Origin of the sequence: Marinactinospora rubrisoli, from assembly GCF_042664915.1 — a bacterium.
Taxonomy (GTDB): domain Bacteria; phylum Actinomycetota; class Actinomycetes; order Streptosporangiales; family Streptosporangiaceae; genus Marinitenerispora; species Marinitenerispora rubrisoli.
Genome location: NZ_JBHTBH010000005.1, coordinates 206,475 through 223,891 on the forward strand (window position 1 = coordinate 206,475; position 17,417 = coordinate 223,891).

Consider the following 17,417-nt stretch of genomic DNA (forward strand, 5'->3'; position numbering starts at 1 on the left):
GGGGATCGAGCCGCGCGGGGAACACTCCCGCCCGGCCCGGGGCGTACCACGCCCCGGGCCGGGCGCCCGCCGCGGCGGACGGCGGCCCCGACCGCGCGGAACGCACAGTGGGAGGCTTCACGTGGCGCTTGCGGACACCTTGACGGCCATGGGCACGGCGGCGCTGACCAGGTCCGGCGGCCGGCCGCTCGGACCGCACCTGTTCCCGATGTGGCCCGGCGCCCGCCTCGCGGCCCAGGCGCTGCCGGTCCGCTGCGTCCCGGGCGACAACCTCGCCGTCCACGTCGCCGTGGCGCAGGCCGCCCCGCGTACGGCGCTGGTGGTGGACCCGGCCGGCGACCCGGACTACGGATACGTCGACGGCATCATCGCGGTCGCCGCGCGGCTGCGCGGCATCGCCGGCATCGTCGTCGACGGCTGTGTCCGCGACGTGGCCGCGGTCGCCCGCTGCGGCCTCCCGCTCGTGGGCACCGGGGTCTCCACCCGCGAGCCGGGCCACGACGCCGGGGGAGCGGTCGGCGAGGAGGTGCTCATGTCCGGCGACCCGGTCCCCGTCCCCGTGCGCGGCGGCGACTGGATCGTGGCCGACGACGACGGCGCGGTGTGCCTGCCGCGCGCCCACGTGAGCGCCATCGTCGCCGCCGCGCTGGACGTCGTCTCCCGCGAACAGCAGGTCCTCGACGCGCTGTCCGCCGGCCGCAGCACCCTGGACGTGCTCAATCTCGACCCCACGCGCGTGGCGGGCTGGGAGGGCAGCGGTCTGCCGTCCGCCGGCCGCGCCCGCTGACCACCGCGGCTCCGCCCGGGCGACTCAGCCGACCGACGGCTCGGGCGCGGTCCGCTCCCGGCGGTAGAGCCGCGCCACCACGTCCTCGATGTCCGGCTCCTGCAGGGTGAGGTCGGCGATGGAGTAGCCGCGCGCGACCTCCGCGATCACCGTCGCCGGATTTCCGGCCAGCTCCAGCCACTGCCGGGCGCCCTGCACCCGGACGGTCCGCGCGCCCGCCACCTCGATCGGCTCCACCGGTGCCGCGAGGTCCACCACCAGGGTGCGGGGCGACGGCGCGCTGTCGCGCAGCGCGGCCAGGTCGCCGTCGAAGGCCAGGCGCCCATGGTCGATGACCATCACCCGGCGGCACAGCCGCTCCACGTCGCCCAGGTCGTGGGTGGTCAGCAGGATGGTGGTGCCGCGTTCGGCGTTCAGCCGCAGCAGGAACTCCCGGATCGTGGACTTGCTGACCACGTCCAGCCCGATCGTCGGCTCGTCCAGCACCAGCAGCGCCGGGTCGTGCAGCAGCGCCGCGGTGAGGTCGCCGCGCATGCGCTGTCCCAGACTCAGCTGGCGCACCGGAGTCCCCAGGAACGACCCGAGTTCCAGGATCTCGGTCAGTTCGGCCAGCCGGCGCGCGTGGTCGCGCGCCGGCACCCGGTACATGTGCCGGGTGAGGGCGAGGCTGTCCCGCAGCGGAAGGTCCCACCACAGCGTGGTCCGCTGCCCGAACACCACCCCCATCCGGGCGGCCAGCCGGGTGCGCTGGCGCGCCGGTTCCAGTCCGGTGACCCGCAGCCGCCCGGCGCTCGGGCTGAGGATGCCGGTGAGCATCTTCATGGTGGTGCTCTTGCCCGCCCCGTTCGGGCCGAGGTACCCCACGATCTCGCCGGCCGCCACCCGGAAGGACACGTCACGGACCGCGGTCACCGTGCGGCGGCGCCGGCGGAAGAGCGGCCCCTCGGACCGGGTGAAGTCCCGGCCGATGCCCTCGGCCTCGATGATGGGGGTCCCGCCGGCCGCGGGCACGTGTGCCGTCATGATCAGCTCCCGGTGGATCGGTAGTGGCGCAGCCCGGCCCGCCAGGCGAGCGTCGCCAGGGCGAAGGTGGCGGCGGCCGCCAGGGGCGCGGCGTAGCGCAGCCAGCCGGGCAGCCCCAGCGGGTCGGGCCGGTCCAGGATGAACAGCGCCGGCTGCCAGCTCACGAACGCGAGCGGCACCACGAAGGTCACCGCGCGCACCACGTCACGGGCGTAGACGGCGAGCGGGTACTCCGCGAGCGCCCAGCCCCCGTAGGTCACCGAGCTTGCGAGTTCGCGTGAGTCGGTGACGAAGAACTGCACGCTCGCCGCGGCGACCCACAACGAGCCGCAGATGACCGCCCCGCAGCCGATCAGCACCGGGACCATGAGCACCTTGCCGGGCGTCCACGCGATGTCGAGCACGGACAGCGCGTATCCGAGCGCCGCCAGGCTCGGCACGAAGCGGCCCATCCGCCGCGGGGAGAACTCGTCGGTCGCGAGCTGGACCAAGGGGGAGACCGGGCGCACCATGATGGTGTCGAAGCTGCCGCGCCGGACGTGGTCGCCGAGCCGGTCCACCGCCCCCAGCAGGGTGTGCGCCGTGCAGAACGCCGTGCCGGTGAGACCGTAGACGAGCAGCGCCTCGTTCAGGGTGAAGCCGCCCAGGCGGCCGGCGCGCCCGAACACCACGACGACCGCCAGCAGCTCCGCCGCGGTGGTGAACGCCTGGGCCACGGTGAGCAGCACCAGCGACACCGGGTACTGCGCGAGCGCCCGGGTCCAGGTCCAGGCCAGCCGCGGGTAGGCGGTGACGGACAGCGGGCGCCGGTCCCGGAGGGCCGGCCACGTCGCTCCGGCGGAACGCTCAGCCACCCTGGACCACCACCCGCCGGGTGGCGCGGGCGGTGACCGCCGCGCCGAGGGCCAGCAGCGCCACCGCCCACACCGCCTGGAAGGCGAGCCCGCCCAGCGGACCGCCGCCCGGCAGTGTGTCCTTGCCGAGCAGGATCTCCGCCGGCACCTGCACCAGCGACGCCCAGGGCAGCACGCGCAGCACCTCCGACAGCGGCTCCGGGAACAGCGTCAGCGGCAGCAGGTGACCCGCGCAGAACGGAGCGAGCAGGAACGCGACCGCGTAGACGCCACGGGTGTCCAGCAGCCAGAACCCGATCAGCGCGTACAGGTAGCGCAGTCCGAACCCCACCAGCAGCGCCAGCACGAACGCCGCCGCCACCGCGAGCCAGCGCACGGGGTCAGTGGACAGCGGGAACCGGAAGACGGCCAGCCCGACCGCGAACGTGGGGACGGAGCGGAAGACCACGCTGAACGCCGACCGGCCGAGATCCGTGGCCAGCCACCACAGCAGCGGGTGCACCGGACGCAGCAGGTCGACCGCCACGTCCCCGGTGCGGATCCGCTCGCTGAGGTCCAGCGGCGGGCCGAAGACGGCCAGCGGCGCGATGAGCGCCTGCGCGACGAAGACCTGCGTCACCGCGTCCATCGCGTCGTACCCGTTGATCTGCGGCCGGGCCGCGAAGAGCGCGAGCAGCACCATCGCGTTGATGAGGCCGAAGACGCTGTTGGTGACCACGCCGGCGAAGGTCGCCGCGCGGTAGGTGGAATAGCGGCGCAGCGCACAGCCGAACACCGCGAGACAGACCCGCACCGTGCCAGAACTCCTTGAAACGAACAGAGAGGAGGCACGGCCCTGCGGAGAGGCAGGTCCGGGGCGCCGCACAAAACCGAGCAGACGATAGCACAGCGCGGAACCGCCCGCAGGGGCTGCCGAGACGGTGTGCCCGAGCTGTCCGGGGAGGTCCGGATCCGTGGCCGGAACGGGCCGAACCGCCGGTGTTTTCCCGGTACCGCCGGACGTGGCGGCCGGTGTGCGGGCAGACTTTGCGCGGACGCTCGGCCGACGCGGCCACGATGACCCGCCGGTCCGCCCGGCCGCGCCGTCCGTCCAGGGGAGGAAGCATGCAGGATATCGCGCCGCACGGGGAGGCGGCGTCGGCCCCGGAGCCCGCACTCACGGCGGTTCCGGACCGCGAGCGCGCCACCGCGCCGCCGGGCGCCGCGATGCACCGGCCGTCCGCGCTGTCGGCCCGCGGCCGCGCAACGCGCGAGCGGCTGCTGGCGGCGGCCCGCACCGAGATCATCGCCGGGGACGGCGCACTTGAGGTGGCCGACATCGCCGCCCGCACCGGGACATCGGTCGGGTTGCTGTACCGGTACTTCGGCAACAAGGACGGCCTGGTGTCGGCGGTGGTCAACGAGTTCTACGACCGCTACGACGCGACGGTGTTCCGGCCCCGCCCCCGGCCCGAGGAGCGCGGCGGCTGGCTGTCGACCGAGTACGGCCGCATCCGGCGGGAGATCGACTTCCTGTGCGATCACCCGCTCGCCCGCGTGATCGTGGGGCGCCGACTCCGTGAACCGGCCGCCGCGCAGGTCGACGCGGCCCGGCTCGCCGGTCAGGTGGAGGTCGCCGCCGGCAGCATCGCCCGCGCCCAGAGCGGCGGCGAACTGGCCGCCGACATCCGGCCACGGTTCGCCGCAGCGGCGATCCTGGGCGCCTTCCGCGAGCTGATGGCTCAGGCCCTGACCAGGGAGAACCCGCCGCCGCGCGAGGAACTGCTCGACGTGATGTGGCGGACGAGCACCAGCCTGCTGCTGCCGAACCGGGGCTAGTGTTCTGGGTCGTCGATTCGATGAAGATGGGCGGTGATGGCCTCGAAGATCTCTTCGGTGGTCTTCACCCATCCGAACGGCCTAGGGTCCGCATTCCAGCCGTCGGTCCATGACCGCGGGGACCTCCGGTTATTTGGCGGATGTACAGGTACTTCCCGCCGGATCATTTTGCGGGTGATCTCGGCGAAGATCCGCTCCACCGGGTTCGTCCGGCCGGAGTGGGCAGGGATGCAACGTGGACGGGAACGGGGGTGGGCCGGCGGCCATTCCCTGATGACCGGCGCCTTGGGCGTTGCGTAGTCGTCCAGCACTGGACGCACATCGAGCCCGGGCGGTGTTTCCCGGTCGATCCGGTTCAGGAATCACCGGAACCCGACGGCGCGGTGCTTACGGCGGTGGGAGGAGATCGCCTTGCCCGCCGCCACGTCCAAGGCCGCGAACGGGGCGGTCCCACCAGCACGAACGCGGTCGTGGGTCTGACGGCTCGGCACCGCGGGCGTCATCGGCGGGACCGGCGCCGACCGGTTCAGGGCCTGGATCCGGGATCGCGCGTCCACGCACGGCACCGGCGCCGTATCGGGAGGATCAGGCACGGGCCGGTGACGTCGCGGACCTTCTCGATGAAGAACGGGTCGCTGGAAAGCTGCCATCCATCGACGAGGTGCGGTTTGCGCCCGAAGGCCCGCCAGATGCGTGAAACGGCGGTCTGGCCGAGCCCGGGCCGGGCGGCCATCATCCGTGTCATCCGTGTCGGCCAGTGCGTTCCACCATCGGGTGGCGGCTCTTCCAGCGCCGCCCGGACCCCGTCCCCGGGTTTATCGCCGGCGACCTCGCCGGGCACGGGCCGGTGATCGCAGGAGCGACCGCCGGGGCGCGGGACCGCCGCGTCCGGACGCCGGACACGGCGGCGCGGTCACGACGCGGCGGCCTGTGCGATGACCTGGGCGCGCACCCGGAGGTTCTGCCGCATGAACCACCGCACGATCCGGTTGCCGAGCCGCCCGCGCAGCGCGGTGGGCCAGCTCATGTGCAGGTACAGCCGGGCGTGCTCCCCGAGCGGCTCGATGACGATCCGGAGCCTGCGGTGCGGCGCGTCGCCCTGCGGCTCCTGCTCCCAGGTGATCTCGCGGCCGGGGACACGGTGCACGATCGCGTCCCGGGCGGTCGTCCCGTCCTCGGTGGTCAGCTCCACGGCGCCGCCGCCGAGCTGCCGGGACGACACCGCGGAGGACTCCCACTCCTCCCGGCGCTCTGGATCGCTCACCAGGTCCCAGAGCCGTTCGGGCGATACCGCCACATCGAGGTCGTAGGCGGCGGACTCCCAGCCCTCCGGTTCCCGTCCGGAGGTCCTGTCGGGGTCACCGTCCACCGGGGACGGCGCCGCGGCCTCCGGGATCGCGGCCGGTTCGTCGAGGTCGCGGCGGACACGGTCGGTGTCCACGCCCAGCCGGTCCAGCAGCCGCCGTACCCGGCCGCCCTCGTCGTCGATCAGCGCCGCGAGCAGGGCCCGGTCGCCCCCGGACTGCGGGCAGTCGTCGGTGAGCTCGCGCAGACGGGGCGTGAGCGGCAGCCAGGCGGACGACTCCGCGCCGGTGGCGCTGGACGGTGCGGGCAGGGGCGCGTCGATCCCGAGCAGGGCGAGATCCTCCCGGAGGATCTCGTCGATCGCCGAGCGCGCCTCGGTCAGGCTCACCCCGGCCGCCATGAGCAGACGGGCGCCCGGGCCGCCGTTGACCAGCACTCCCAGCAGCAGGTGCTCGAAGCCGACCTCGGGGTGGCCGGTGCGCCCCGCTTCGCGGCTCGCGGCTCCCAGGGTCACGGTCCGGTCGTAGCCCCCTCCGCGGGAGGCGGATTTCGCCGAGGGGTTCGTCATCGTTGACCTCTTTCGGGCGCGCCGATGTGGCGGAGTCGCTTCGCGTACTTTTTGTGGACGGCCTGCCGGGTCACTCCGAGAGCGGCGGCGATGGACGACCACGACTCGCCCGACCGCAGTGCCTGCTCGACCTGCCGCAGCTCCAGTGACTCCACCAGAGCGCGCAGTGAGGCGACGGCGCGCAGGCCCTCCACCGGGGTCGAGGTGTCCGAGGCGGTGGCCGCCAGCTGAACCGCGTCCATGGTGTCAACCTAGGTTGCGCGGCGCTCCGGTGTCAACCTGGGTTGCGCGATCCGGACTCGGGACCCCGGCCGGACACGCCGGGAGCGGCGGCGCGGCGGGGCCGAAGGTCAGTCCTCCGCCTGCGCCAGCAGGTCGTCCAGATAGCAGGCCGCCTCGCGCAGCGCGCGCTCGGGGTCGCCCTCGCGGATGGCCTCGGCCAGGCCGGTGTGCTCGACGCCCTCGTCCTGCTCCGGCTCCTCCAGCGCGGAGTGCGCGATGCTGTCGTACACCACCTGGGCGATGTCGTCGTACAGCTCGATGAGCAGCGGGTTGTGCGTGGCCTTGACGACCGCGCGGTGGAACGCGAAGTCCTCCTCGACGAACGCGCCCACGTCCCTGCGCTGCAGGGCCGCCTTCCGGCGCCGGATCGTCGCGTCGATCTCGGCGAGGTCGTCGTCGGTGTGCCGCAGCGCCGCCAGCCGGGCGGCCTCCATCTCCAGGGCGCGGCGGACCTCCAGGTTCTCGCGAAGCCGGGACCGCTCCAGGCGGCGCCGCAGCGCGCCGCCCAGTTCGCTGGACGCGCGCACGAAGGTGCCGGCCCCCTGGCGGATCTCCAGCAGGCCCGCGTGCGCGAGCGCCCGGACGGCTTCGCGCACCGTGTTGCGGCCGACCTCCAGCTGGTCGGACAGTTCGGACTCGGTCGGGATGCGGTCGCCGATGGCCCACTCGCCCGAGTCGATCTGGGCCCGGAGCTGGGTGATGACCTGGTCGACTAGTCCCGTTCGACGCGTCGAGGCGAGGGGCACGCGGTTACCTCCTGAAGGTGACGGCCACTCCGGCGGCCCGGTCGGGGTGCGATCGGTTAAAGCGGGAGCTTAGACCAGACCGGCCCGATGCATGGTGCCGCATGACCAATGCGTTACCCAAGTGGCGTCCCGGCGCGCACGCCGTCCAGCGTCGCCGCGCACGCGCCACCGCTCCGTCACCGTGCATCCGGTGGCGGTCCGCCCGGCGGGCGGGCGCCGGGCACGACGAGCCCGGACTCGTAGGCGAGGATGACGAGTCGCGAGCGGTCGCGCGCGCCGAGCTTGGCCAGCAGCCGGCTGACGTAGGTGCGGGCCGTGGCGGGGCTGATGTGCAGGGCGCCGCCGATCTCGTCGTTGCTCTCGCCGAGCCCCACCCGGGTGAGGACGTCGCGCTCCCGCCCGGTCAGCCCGTCGAGCAGTTCGGGCCGGGTGCCGCCGGACCGGCGCCCGACGTGCTCCATGACGGTGCGGGTGATCGATGGCGAGAGCAGGGCGTCGCCGGCGGCGACGGTGCGGATCGCCTCGCGCAGGCCGTGCGGGCTGATGTCCTTGAGCAGGTACCCGGCCGCTCCGGCGCGGATGGCGGCGAACACGTCGGCCTCGTCGTCGAACGTGGTGAGGATGACGACGCGGGTCCCGCCCAACTCCGGGTCGGCGACGATGGCCCGGGTGGCGTCGAGTCCGTCCATGACCGGCATCCGGATGTCCATCAGCGCGACGTCCGGCCGGTGGCGGCGCACGGCGGCGACTCCGTCGCGGCCGGTCGCGGCCTCCGCGGCCACCCGGATGTCGCCGTCGCGCTCGGCCAGCGTCCGCAGGCCGGTCCGCACCAGCTCCTGGTCGTCGACGACCACGACGCTGATCACCCCGCTCACTCCGGCCACCTCGCCGGGAGCCGGGCGCGCACCGTGAACCCGGTGCCGTCGCGTCCCGCGGTGAGCGTCCCGCCGAGCGTGCGGACCCGCTCCCGCATCCCGGCCAGCCCGTGCCCGTCGTCGCCCGCCCCGCCGGGGGCCGGCCCGCGGCCGTTGTCGGCGACGGTGAGGAGCAGCGCGCCGTCCTCGACCCCGGCCTCGATCCGGACCCGGCTGGCGCCGGCGTGCCGCACCACGTTGGTGAGGGACTCCTGGACGATCCGGTAGGCGGCGACGTCCACCTGCGGCGCCAGTTCGTCGGGGCGGACCCGGATGTCGCAGCGCACGTCGACGCCGATGCCGCGGGCGGTCTCCGCCAGGTCGGCCACGCCCGAGAGCGAGAGCACACCGTGCCCATCGGCCGCGTCCGGGCCGGCGCGCAGCAGGCGCACCATGGAGCGCACGTCCCGCAGCGACCGCGCGCTCGTGGCCTGGATGCGCCGGACGGCCTCGCGGGCTTCGGTGTCGTCGTGGCCGATCGCCTCCGCCGCCACCCCGGCCTGCAGCGAGATGACGGACATCGCGTGCCCCACGGTGTCGTGCAGGTCCCGCGAGACGCGCTCGCGCTCGACGCGGACCCGCAGCTCGGCGTCGCGCGCCGCCTGGTCCGCCGTGAGCAGCGCGATCCGCGCCTGTTGCGCGGCCCGGACCCGCCGGCCGCGCGTGCTGTACCCCAGCGCGATCGCGGTCGTGATCAGGGCGATGTTCGACACCCCCTCGTACCCGAGGAGGTAGCCGAGCGCCTCGCCGTCGTGCAGCCGGAATCCGGTCGAGACCCCGAACACGGCCGCCCCCGCGCCCACCGCCCACCCGGTCAGCCCCGCGTCGGCGGTGGCGAACAGGCCCGCGACCACCGGAAGCGCGACCCCGATCGGCGGGTAGCCGAGCGCGTGGTAGGCGAACGTGCCCAGCACCGTCGCGGTCAGCATGGTGCGCGGGAGCCGGCGGCGCAGCAGCATGAGGGCGCCGAAGCCGGCGGCGAACGAGTACGCCAGCACGTCCGGCGGCTGCCGGCCGCCGTGCTCCATCGCCACGATCAGCGCGATCGCCGCGGCGACGACCGTCCCCAGCAGCGCGTCCAGCAGCCAGGGCGGGACCTCGCCCTCCGGCGGCGCGACCGCGGGTGCCGTCGTCGCGTCCGTCGTCATGGGAGGGAGTCTACGGACCGCCGCCCCCGCCCACCTCGGCCGCGGGACGGTCACCACTGTCGCCTTCCGGCGTACGGCGGGCACGCCGGGAGGCGAGCCGGGACGGGAGCCCGGGCGGATGTGCCGGGGCCGGCCCGGTCCGTACCGTCGGCGCCGTGAACGTCATCACCGGCCTGAACTGGCGCCTGGTCCTCGGCCTGGGCGCCCTCGCCCTCATCCGTCCGCTCGTCCGTATCGTCGAGGACCAGGCCGGCATCACCGGCCAGCCCGTGGTTCCGATCGTGCTCACCATCGCCATCTCGGCCGTCTGGATCGCGGCCGCCGGGTTCACGGAGGTCCGCAGTCCGGTGCTGACCCTGCTCGGCGCGGCTCTCACCTACGGCGTGCTGTCGATCGTGCTCAGCGGCGTGCTCTCGCCGATCCTCACCGGTGAACTCCAGGGCCCGCTCGCGCAGCCCATCGGGATCGTCGGGATCCTGGCGGTCAACGCGGTGTGGGGCCTGGCCGCCGGCGCCGTCGCCCTGGCGATCCGGCGGCTGCGCGCCGCCCGCTCCCGGTGACCGGGGCCCGGCCGGGCGCGCGCGGGCCCCCGGAGACCGTGGACCGCCGGAACGGCCGGGACATCGGGTGCGCTACCCTCGTGAAGGCGTATCCGATCATCCTATGTATGGCGCTGGAGGCGCGGCGTGTCCGTGACGACGACCGAGACGGCCCGGGACGTGCGAAGACGGTCGCGGGACGGCGGACAGCGGCGTCCGCGCCGCGTGGCGTGGCTGCTGGTCGCGGGGGTCGGCCTGGCCGCCGTCAACCTGCGCACCGCCGTCACCAGCCTGGGGCCGCTGCTCAGCGAGGTCACCGGCGCGCTCGGCATGTCCGGCACGCTGGCCGGAGTGCTGACGACCCTGCCGGTCCTGTGCTTCGCGGCCTTCGGCGCCTGCACTCCCGCGCTCATCAGGCGCTTCGGCGAGCACCACGTCCTGCTCGCCGCGCTGTGCGCGCTCACCGTCGGCCTCGGCACGAGGGTGCTGGTCGACAACGCGTGGCTCTTCCTCGCACTGAGCGCGCTCGCGCTGTCCGGGGGAGCGGTGGGCAACGTGCTGCTGCCCACCCTGGTCAAGCAGCACTTCCCGAGCCGGGTCGGGGTGATGACCACCCTGTACACCACCACCCTGGCCGTTGGGACCACCGCGGCGGCGGCCGGCACCATTCCCGTCTACCAGGCCACCGGCGGCAACTGGCAGGCCGCGCTGGGCTGCTACGCGGCGCTCGGCGTGGTCGCGGCCGTCCCGTGGCTCGCGGTGCTGCGGCACGAGCCGCCCCGGCCGGCCGCGGGGTCGGCGCTGGGCATCGGGCGGGTGCTGCGCACCGCCATGGGCTGGCAGAGCGTCCTGTACTTCGGCACCCAGTCGACGATCGCCTACGTGCTGTTCGGCTGGTACGCCGAACTCCTCCGGGACAACGGCATGAGCGCGGGCGCGGCCGGGCTCGCGCTGTCCTACCTGACCGCGCTGGCCATCCCCACCTCCCTGGTGCTGCCGGGGCTCATGGCGCGGGTGCGCGACCACCGCGTCTTCGTCGGCGTCTTCTACCTCTGCTACCTGGCCGGGTTCACCGGGATGTGGGTCGCGCCGGTCGAGGGCGTCTGGGTGTGGACGACGCTCATCGGCATCGGCATGGCGACGTTCCCGCTCGCCCTCACCTTTTTCGCCATGCGGACCCGCACCGCCCCGGCCACGGCGGCGATGTCGGCGGTCAGCCAGAGCCTCGGCTACCTGATGGCGGGCGCCGGTCCGTTCCTGTTCGGGCTGCTCCACGATCTCACCGGGTCGTGGCACGCGCCGCTGGCGATGCTGGCGGTGATGGCGACGGCCAACCTGGCCATGGGCATGCTGCTCGGGCGCGACCGCCACCTGGAGGACGAGCCGGCACTGCGCGACGCCGGCCGCTGACCCCGGCGGCCTAGGCGCCGGGCAGCCAGCCGACCCGGCCGACCAGGTAGACCGAGCCGACGAACGCCACGATGTCGATCAGCGCGTGCGCCACCACCAGCGGCATCACCCGGCCGTAGCGGTGGTAGCACCAGCTGAACACCAGGCCCATCACGATGTTGCCGAAGAACATCCCCACGCCCTGGTACAGGTGGTAGGTGCCGCGCAGCAGTGAGCCCGCCAGCGCGGCGCGTACCGGCGACCAGCCCAGCGCCTCTAGCCGCAGCATCAGGTAGCCGACCACGATCACCTCCTCCAGCACGCCGTTCTTCACGGCCTGCAGGACGAGGACCGGCAACTGCCACCAGTGCTCGTTCAGCGAACTGGGCGCCACCGTCACCGTCAGCCCGAGCCGCCAGGACACCAGGTAGACGGCGAGCCCGCCCACGCCGATGAGCGCGGCCAGCGCGGCGCCGCCCAGCAGGTCCGCGCCGGGGCGGCGCAGGTCGAAACCGATCGTGCGCGCGGACTCCCCGGTCCGGCGCAGCAGGTACAGCACCAGGGCGACGGGCGCCAGCGCGAACACCAGTGAGTACAGCTGGCGGGACAGGTCCAGCCAGGGGCGGGCGTCCTCGGCCTGCGGGCGCACCAGGCTGGCGGTCTGCTCGGCGAGCGGCCCGGCGGTGACCGCACCGGTGAACGAGATGACCGCCGAGACGGCGGCGGCGCCCAGTGACAGCGCCAGGACGCACAGGATCTCGCCGCGGAGCAGGCCGCGGGTGAGCGGCGCGGCGGCCGGGAGCCGGGAGGCCGCCTCGGCCGGCGCCGCGTCCGTGACGTCGGCGCCGCTGGACGCAGGGGTCTGGGAACTGGGCTCGGCCATGCGCCCGATCATCTCACCGGCGCGCGCGGCCCGGCGACGCGGCCGCACGCCGCGGAGCCGGCCACCGGCCTCGCGGGTGACACGGTGCCGCGAGGCCGGCGGCCGTAAGTGGCCCGCCCCGCCCCAGCCACGAAGGCGGGGCGGGCCACCGGGGGTGAGGACACGGTCCGTCAGTGAGCCGCTGCGAACTGGTCCTCTTCGGTGGAACCGGTGAGCGCGGTCGTCGCCGCGTCGGGGGTGATGGCCGTGCTGACCCGGTCGAAGTAGCCGGTGCCGACCTCCCGCTGGTGCCGGGTGGCGGTGTAGCCGGCCGCCTCCTCGGCGAACTCGGCCTCCTGCAGGCGGACGTAGGCGGTCATGCCCTCGGCCGCGTACTCCCGGGCCAGGCGGAACATCGAGTGGTTGAGGGAGTGGAATCCGGCGAGCGTGATGAACTGGAACCGGTACCCCATGTGGGCCAGCTCGCGCTGGAACTTCGCGATCGTGGTGTCGTCCAGGTGCCGCTTCCAGTTGAACGACGGCGAGCAGTTGTACGCGAGGAGCTGGTCGGGGTACTCGGCCTTGATCCGCTCGGCGAAGCGGCGGGCCACCTCCAGGTCGGGGGTCGCCGTCTCCATCCACAGCAGGTCGGAGTAGGGGGCGTAGGCGAGACCGCGCGCCACACAGGCGTCCAGGCCGTTGCGGACGCGGTGGAAGCCCTCGGCGGTGCGGTCCCCGGTGAGGAAGGGGCGGTCGCGCTCGTCGACATCGCTGGTGATGAGGGTGGCGGCCTGGGCGTCGGTCCGCGCGATGACGAGCGTGGGAACGCCGGCCACGTCGGCGGCGAGCCGGGCCGCGTTCAGCGTCCGGATGTGCTGACCGGTGGGGATGAGCACCTTTCCGCCGAGGTGCCCGCACTTCTTCTCGGAGGCGAGCTGGTCCTCCCAGTGCACCCCGGCCGCGCCGGCCGCGATCATGGCGTGCATGAGCTCGAACGCGTTGAGCACCCCACCGAAGCCCGCCTCGGCGTCGGCGACGATCGGGGCCAGCCAGTGCGGCGCGTCCGGCTCGCCCTCGGACCAGCTGATCTGGTCGGCGCGCAGCAGCGCGTTGTTGATGCGGCGCACCACGCGCGGGACCGAGTCGACGGGGTACAGGCTCTGGTCCGGGTAGGTCTGGCCGGCCTGGTTGGCGTCGGCGGCCACCTGCCAGCCGGACAGGTAGATCGCCTTGAGGCCGGCGCGGACCTGCTGGACCGCCTGGTTCCCGGTGAGCGCGCCCAGTGCGCTGACGTGGTCCTCGGAGTGCAGCAGCTCCCAGAGCCGCTCGGCGCCCAGACGCGCCAGGGTGTGCTCCTCGGTGACCGAGCCGCGCAGCCGCACCACGTCGGCGGCGGTGTAGGTGCGCTCGATGTCCGCCCAGCGCGGATGCGTCTCCCACTCGCGTTGGAGCGCGGCGCTGGCCTCCTGCTGATGGCCGGTGATGCTCATGGTCCCGCCTTCTTCCTCGCCGTTCCGGTGCGTCCCGGAGGTCAGCCCGGCTGGAGATCCCACGGCGGAACGGCCCGTGAGCGGCCGATCCGCCGATCTGTTCCCCGCCGGTGCCTGTGATTCTTCGCAAAGATCGCGAGTTTTTCGACGGCCCCAGTGCTGAAGATTGGCGATTCTTTCTCTAAGCTGAACGCATGGCGTACTTTGGGGCTGAAGAAATACCGACTTTGCCGTCGGATCTCGACCTGGTCACGTTCGGCCAGCGGCTGCGGCACCTGCGCCGGGCCCGGGGCCTCACCCTGTCGGACCTGGGAAACCGGGTCGGCCGCGCGCCCTCCCAGCTCTCGCTGCTGGAGAACGGCAAGCGCGAGCCGAAACTGTCGCTGCTGACCGCGCTGGCGCAGGCGCTGGGGGTCTCGGTGGAGGAGCTGCTCTCCCGGCAGCCGCCGAGCCGCCGCGCCCAGCTGGAGATCTCGGTCGAGGAGGCGCAGCGCGACCCGGTGTACCGGGCGCTCAACCTCCCGCACCTCAAGATCGGCAAGCGGGTCCCCAACGACGTGCTGGAACACATCGTCGGGCTGTACGAAGAGCTGAAGCGGCGCACCGCCAAGCCCACCGCCACACCCGAGGAGGCCCGGCGGGCCAACGCCCAGCTGCGCCGGCAGATGCGCGAGCGCGACAACTACTTCGCGGGCATCGAGAAGGTCGCGCAGGAGACCCTGGACGCCATCGGCTACCGCGGCGGCGCGCTCTCCCAGGGCCAGATCCTCGCCATCGTCACCCACCACGGGTTCACCCTGCGCTACGTGCAGGACCTGCCGCGCTCGGTCCGCTCGGTGACCGACATCGGCAACCGGCGGCTCTACCTCAAGCGCGAGTCGCTGGGGATGCACACGCCGCGCACCATCCTGCTGCAGACCCTCGGCCACTTCCTGCTCGGCCACGAGCAGCCGCGCGACTTCGCCGACTTCCTTCGCCAGCGGGTGGAGGCCAACTACTTCGCCGCCGCCGTCCTCATCCCCGAGTCCACCGCCGTGCCCTACCTGCTGGAGGCGCAGCAGGCCCGCGACCTCTCGGTGGAGGACCTGCGCGACGTCTACTCGGTGTCGTACGAGACGGCGGCGCACCGGTTCACCAACCTGGCCACCCGGCACCTGGACCTGGTCTGCCACTTCATCCGCAACGACGAGACCGGGATCATATACAAGGCGTACGAGAACGACGGGCTGATCTTCCCCACCGACGACACCGGCGCGATCGAGGGGCAGCGGATGTGCCGGTACTGGTCCGGCCGGCAGGTGTTCGCCTCGCCGGACCGGTACTCGATCTACTACCAGTACACCGACAAGCCCAACGGCACGCACTTCTGCGTGGCGCACGTGGACCCGAGCCGCGAACGCAACTTCGCGATCACGCTCGGCGTCCCGTACAAGGAGTCGCGCTGGTTCCGCGGCCGGGAGACCACGCACCGCACCAAGTCCGAGTGCCCCACCGGCGAGTGCTGCGTGCGGCCGCCGGCCGACCTCGCCGCCCGCTGGGAGGGCAACGTCTGGCCGTCGGCGCGCGCGCACTCCCACGTGCTCGCGGCGCTGCCGCCCGGCACCTTCCCCGGCGTGGACGAGACCGACGTCTACACGTTCCTGGAGCGCTACGCCGCGGAATGAGCGGCGCCGCGGCGACGCTCGGCGTAACGTCGGTCACGACGAGTAGCCGATCCGGAAGGGGCAGGTCATGACCGAGACGCCGAGCATCATTCCGGTGCTGCGTTACCACGACGCCCGCGCCGCCATCGAGTTCCTCACCAAGGCCTTCGGGTTCACCCTGGAGTTCAGCCATCCGGAGGTGGGCGAGCGGGTCGACCATGCGGAACTGCGGTACGGCAACGGGATCATCATGGTCGGTTCGCCGCGTGAGGGAGCCGACCCGGCCCTCGCCGACCCACGCCCGCAGGCGGTGTTCGTGGTGGTGCCCGACCCCGACGAGCACCACCGGCGCGCGGTGGCGGCCGGCGCCGAGATCGTCGGCCCGCCGGAGGACATGCCCTACGGCGCGCGTGAGTACATGGCCCGCGACCCGGCCGGCAACTGCTGGGCGTTCGGCACGTACTGGCGGGACGAGAGCGCCGCGCAGTCCGGGTGAGCGCTCGCGGCGGTGCCGGGACGGGGTGGGCGGCGATCCGCCGCTGTGTTACCTTCGGTAACACGCAGCGGCCGCCGCCCGCCGGCGACCCCCGACCGCCGGCGTCCCCGCGTCCGGCGGAGCCAGCGAAGGACGTGCGCGATGACCGACGAGAACCGCGAGACCTCCCGGGACGGCGTCCCGGAGACCGGAGCGGCCGCGGACGGCGGCGCGGAACCCGGATTCGGCTTCGAGCCGAGCGCGGAGGTCCGCGAGGTCCGCGAATGGGTGCACGGGTTCGCCCGCGACGTGATCCGCCCGGCCGCCGCCGAGTGGGACGAGCGCGAGGAGACGCCGTGGCCGATCCTGCGCGAGGCGGCGAAGATCGGCCTGTACTCGCTGGACTTCTTCGCCACCCAGTGGTTCGAGCCGAGCGGCGTGGCCATCCCGGTGGTGTACGAGGAACTGTTCTGGGGCGACCCGGGCATCGGCCTGGCACTGACCGGCACCACGCTCGCGGCCGTCGCGGTCGCGACCAACGGCACCCAGGAGCAACTGCTGGAATGGGTGCCGCAGATGTTCGGCGACGCCGATGACGTGCGGCTCGGCGCCTTCTGCTCCTCCGAGCCGGGAGCGGGCAGCGACGTCGGGGCGATCCGCACCCGCGCCCGCTACGACGAGGCCACCGGCGAGTGGGTGCTCAACGGCGTCAAGACGTGGGCCACCAACGGCGGCATCGCCGACGTGCACGTGGTCGTCGCCTCGGTCGACCCGGATCTCGGAACACGCGGCCAGGCCAGCTTCGTCGTGCCGCCCGGCACGCCCGGGCTCTCCCAGGGACAGAAGTTCCGCAAGCACGGCATCCGCGCCTCGCATACCGCCGAGGTGGTGCTGGAGGACGTGCGCGTCCCCGGCCGCTGCCTGCTCGGCGGCAGGGAACGCCTGACCGAACGTCTGGCCCGGGCGCGCCAGGGCGGCCACGCCGGGGGCCAGGTGGCGATGCGGACGTTCGAGGCATCCCGCCCGACCGTGGGCGCCATGGCGGTCGGCTGCGCCCGCGCGGCCTTCGAGACCGCCCGCGACTACGCCGTCCAGCGGGAACAGTTCGGCCGCCCCATCGGCGACAACCAGGCGGTCGCCTTCACCCTCGCCGACATGGCCACCCGCCTCGACGCGGCCCGCCTGCTGGTATGGCGCGCCGCCTGGCTGAGCCGCACCGGCCGCGAGTTCCACCAGGCGGAGGGCTCCATGAGCAAGCTGTTCGCCAGCGAGACCGCGGTGTGGGTGACCCAGGAGGCCATCCGCATCCTCGGCGGGAACGGCTACACGAGAGAGTTCCCCGCGGAACGGCTGCACCGCGACGCGGCCATTTTCACGATCTTCGAGGGCGCGAGTGAGATCCAGCGCCTGATCATCGGCCGCGCGGTGACGGGGCTGCCGGTGCGGTGACGTTTCCACTGGTGCGGAGGGCTGTTTCGCACCCCGCGCCGGGTGATGCCCACGCGGCCGTGTCTCTCCCCGCTCCGCACATCCAACGCCCCCGCGGTCCCTCTCCCAAGGCGCGGGGGCGTTGT

At 73.5% G+C, this 17,417-nt stretch carries 18 protein-coding genes; 7 read left to right on the forward strand and 11 right to left on the reverse strand.

Annotation, left to right across the window (positions count from 1 at the left end; translation table 11 throughout):
* Positions 1-121: 121 nt before the first annotated feature.
* Positions 122-787: an RraA family protein gene (locus ACFQRF_RS12265; protein ID WP_379871172.1), complete on the forward strand. Its 666-nt coding sequence runs from the start codon at positions 122-124 to the stop codon at positions 785-787.
* A 24-nt stretch (positions 788-811) separates the two neighbouring features.
* On the opposite strand, the gene ACFQRF_RS12270 is transcribed toward ACFQRF_RS12265, so the two are convergent.
* The 3 genes from ACFQRF_RS12270 to ACFQRF_RS12280 are packed head-to-tail and all read right to left on the reverse strand — an operon-like array spanning position 812 to position 3,457.
* Positions 812-1,810 (reverse strand): ABC transporter ATP-binding protein, encoded by a 999-nt coding sequence (locus ACFQRF_RS12270; protein ID WP_379871173.1) that lies wholly within the window; start codon positions 1,808-1,810, stop codon positions 812-814.
* A gap of 2 nt (positions 1,811-1,812) precedes the next feature.
* Positions 1,813-2,610, reverse strand: a complete 798-nt coding sequence (locus tag ACFQRF_RS12275) for an ABC transporter permease (RefSeq protein WP_379871394.1) — start codon at positions 2,608-2,610, stop codon at positions 1,813-1,815.
* A gap of 46 nt (positions 2,611-2,656) precedes the next feature.
* Positions 2,657-3,457 carry an ABC transporter permease gene (locus ACFQRF_RS12280; protein WP_379871174.1) on the reverse strand — a complete coding sequence of 267 codons (801 nt, stop codon included), beginning with the start codon at positions 3,455-3,457 and terminating at the stop codon, positions 2,657-2,659.
* 311 nt (positions 3,458-3,768) lie between these two features.
* Here ACFQRF_RS12280 and ACFQRF_RS12285 point away from each other — a divergent pair, with 311 nt between their 5' ends.
* A complete protein-coding gene (locus tag ACFQRF_RS12285; protein WP_379871175.1) occupies positions 3,769-4,482 on the forward strand; it encodes a TetR/AcrR family transcriptional regulator in 714 nt (237 codons plus the stop codon).
* A 526-nt stretch (positions 4,483-5,008) separates the two neighbouring features.
* On the opposite strand, the gene ACFQRF_RS12290 is transcribed toward ACFQRF_RS12285, so the two are convergent.
* The 6 genes from ACFQRF_RS12290 to ACFQRF_RS12315 form a co-directional block, all read right to left on the reverse strand.
* Positions 5,009-5,323, reverse strand: coding sequence for a hypothetical protein (locus ACFQRF_RS12290; protein WP_379871176.1), 315 nt, complete (start codon positions 5,321-5,323; stop codon positions 5,009-5,011).
* Positions 5,324-5,395: 72 nt separating this feature from the next.
* Positions 5,396-6,355, reverse strand: coding sequence for a Clp protease N-terminal domain-containing protein (locus ACFQRF_RS12295; protein WP_379871177.1), 960 nt, complete (start codon positions 6,353-6,355; stop codon positions 5,396-5,398).
* The gene (locus ACFQRF_RS12300; protein ID WP_379871178.1) at positions 6,352-6,597 is read right to left on the reverse strand and encodes a hypothetical protein; all 246 of its coding nucleotides are present in this window, start codon (positions 6,595-6,597) and stop codon (positions 6,352-6,354) included. Before ACFQRF_RS12300 ends, ACFQRF_RS12295 begins: the two co-directional genes overlap by 4 nt.
* A 108-nt stretch (positions 6,598-6,705) precedes the next feature.
* Complete coding sequence (locus ACFQRF_RS12305; RefSeq protein WP_379871179.1) at positions 6,706-7,383, reverse strand: FadR/GntR family transcriptional regulator; 678 nt, start codon at positions 7,381-7,383, stop codon at positions 6,706-6,708.
* A 176-nt stretch (positions 7,384-7,559) separates the two neighbouring features.
* The gene (locus tag ACFQRF_RS12310; protein WP_379871395.1) at positions 7,560-8,249 is read right to left on the reverse strand and encodes a response regulator transcription factor; all 690 of its coding nucleotides are present in this window, start codon (positions 8,247-8,249) and stop codon (positions 7,560-7,562) included.
* A gap of 5 nt (positions 8,250-8,254) precedes the next feature.
* A complete protein-coding gene (locus ACFQRF_RS12315) occupies positions 8,255-9,445 on the reverse strand; it encodes a sensor histidine kinase (protein WP_379871180.1) in 1,191 nt (396 codons plus the stop codon).
* A gap of 155 nt (positions 9,446-9,600) precedes the next feature.
* On the opposite strand from ACFQRF_RS12315, the gene ACFQRF_RS12320 reads away from it, so the two are divergent.
* Together ACFQRF_RS12320 and ACFQRF_RS12325 are read left to right on the forward strand one after the other, a co-directional pair.
* Positions 9,601-10,005 carry a hypothetical protein gene (locus ACFQRF_RS12320; protein WP_379871181.1) on the forward strand — a complete coding sequence of 135 codons (405 nt, stop codon included), beginning with the start codon at positions 9,601-9,603 and terminating at the stop codon, positions 10,003-10,005.
* A 132-nt stretch (positions 10,006-10,137) separates the two neighbouring features.
* Complete coding sequence (locus ACFQRF_RS12325) at positions 10,138-11,394, forward strand: CynX/NimT family MFS transporter (RefSeq protein WP_379871396.1); 1,257 nt, start codon at positions 10,138-10,140, stop codon at positions 11,392-11,394.
* 10 nt (positions 11,395-11,404) lie between these two features.
* Here ACFQRF_RS12325 and ACFQRF_RS12330 read toward each other — a convergent pair whose 3' ends face one another.
* Together ACFQRF_RS12330 and aceA are read right to left on the reverse strand one after the other, a co-directional pair.
* The gene (locus tag ACFQRF_RS12330; RefSeq protein WP_379871182.1) at positions 11,405-12,268 is read right to left on the reverse strand and encodes a CPBP family intramembrane glutamic endopeptidase; all 864 of its coding nucleotides are present in this window, start codon (positions 12,266-12,268) and stop codon (positions 11,405-11,407) included.
* 158 nt (positions 12,269-12,426) lie between these two features.
* Complete coding sequence (gene aceA, locus ACFQRF_RS12335) at positions 12,427-13,725, reverse strand: isocitrate lyase (protein ID WP_379871183.1); 1,299 nt, start codon at positions 13,723-13,725, stop codon at positions 12,427-12,429.
* Positions 13,726-13,952: 227 nt separating this feature from the next.
* Here aceA and ACFQRF_RS12340 point away from each other — a divergent pair, with 227 nt between their 5' ends.
* The 3 genes from ACFQRF_RS12340 (at position 13,953) to ACFQRF_RS12350 (ending at position 17,292) form a co-directional block, all read left to right on the forward strand.
* Complete coding sequence (locus tag ACFQRF_RS12340) at positions 13,953-15,389, forward strand: helix-turn-helix domain-containing protein (protein ID WP_379871397.1); 1,437 nt, start codon at positions 13,953-13,955, stop codon at positions 15,387-15,389.
* 67 nt (positions 15,390-15,456) lie between these two features.
* Positions 15,457-15,864 (forward strand): VOC family protein, encoded by a 408-nt coding sequence (locus tag ACFQRF_RS12345; RefSeq protein ID WP_379871184.1) that lies wholly within the window; start codon positions 15,457-15,459, stop codon positions 15,862-15,864.
* Between the two features lie 141 nt (positions 15,865-16,005).
* Positions 16,006-17,292, forward strand: a complete 1,287-nt coding sequence (locus ACFQRF_RS12350; protein WP_379871185.1) for an acyl-CoA dehydrogenase family protein — start codon at positions 16,006-16,008, stop codon at positions 17,290-17,292.
* The last annotated feature ends 125 nt before the right edge of the window (positions 17,293-17,417 follow it).

Excerpts from the sequence above, each read along its gene's own strand:
- ACFQRF_RS12330 (WP_379871182.1), bottom strand. The coding sequence starts at position 12,268 with ATGATCGGGCGCATGGCCGAGCCCAGTTCCCAGACCCCTGCGTCCAGC.
- ACFQRF_RS12285 (WP_379871175.1), top strand. The coding sequence starts at position 3,769 with ATGCAGGATATCGCGCCGCACGGGGAGGCGGCGTCGGCCCCGGAGCCC.
- aceA (WP_379871183.1), bottom strand. The coding sequence starts at position 13,725 with ATGAGCATCACCGGCCATCAGCAGGAGGCCAGCGCCGCGCTCCAACGC.
- ACFQRF_RS12295 (WP_379871177.1), bottom strand. The coding sequence starts at position 6,355 with ATGACGAACCCCTCGGCGAAATCCGCCTCCCGCGGAGGGGGCTACGAC.
- ACFQRF_RS12350 (WP_379871185.1), top strand. The coding sequence starts at position 16,006 with ATGACCGACGAGAACCGCGAGACCTCCCGGGACGGCGTCCCGGAGACC.
- ACFQRF_RS12345 (WP_379871184.1), top strand. The coding sequence starts at position 15,457 with ATGACCGAGACGCCGAGCATCATTCCGGTGCTGCGTTACCACGACGCC.
- ACFQRF_RS12270 (WP_379871173.1), bottom strand. The coding sequence starts at position 1,810 with ATGACGGCACACGTGCCCGCGGCCGGCGGGACCCCCATCATCGAGGCC.
- ACFQRF_RS12315 (WP_379871180.1), bottom strand. The coding sequence starts at position 9,445 with ATGACGACGGACGCGACGACGGCACCCGCGGTCGCGCCGCCGGAGGGC.
- ACFQRF_RS12300 (WP_379871178.1), bottom strand. The coding sequence starts at position 6,597 with ATGGACGCGGTTCAGCTGGCGGCCACCGCCTCGGACACCTCGACCCCG.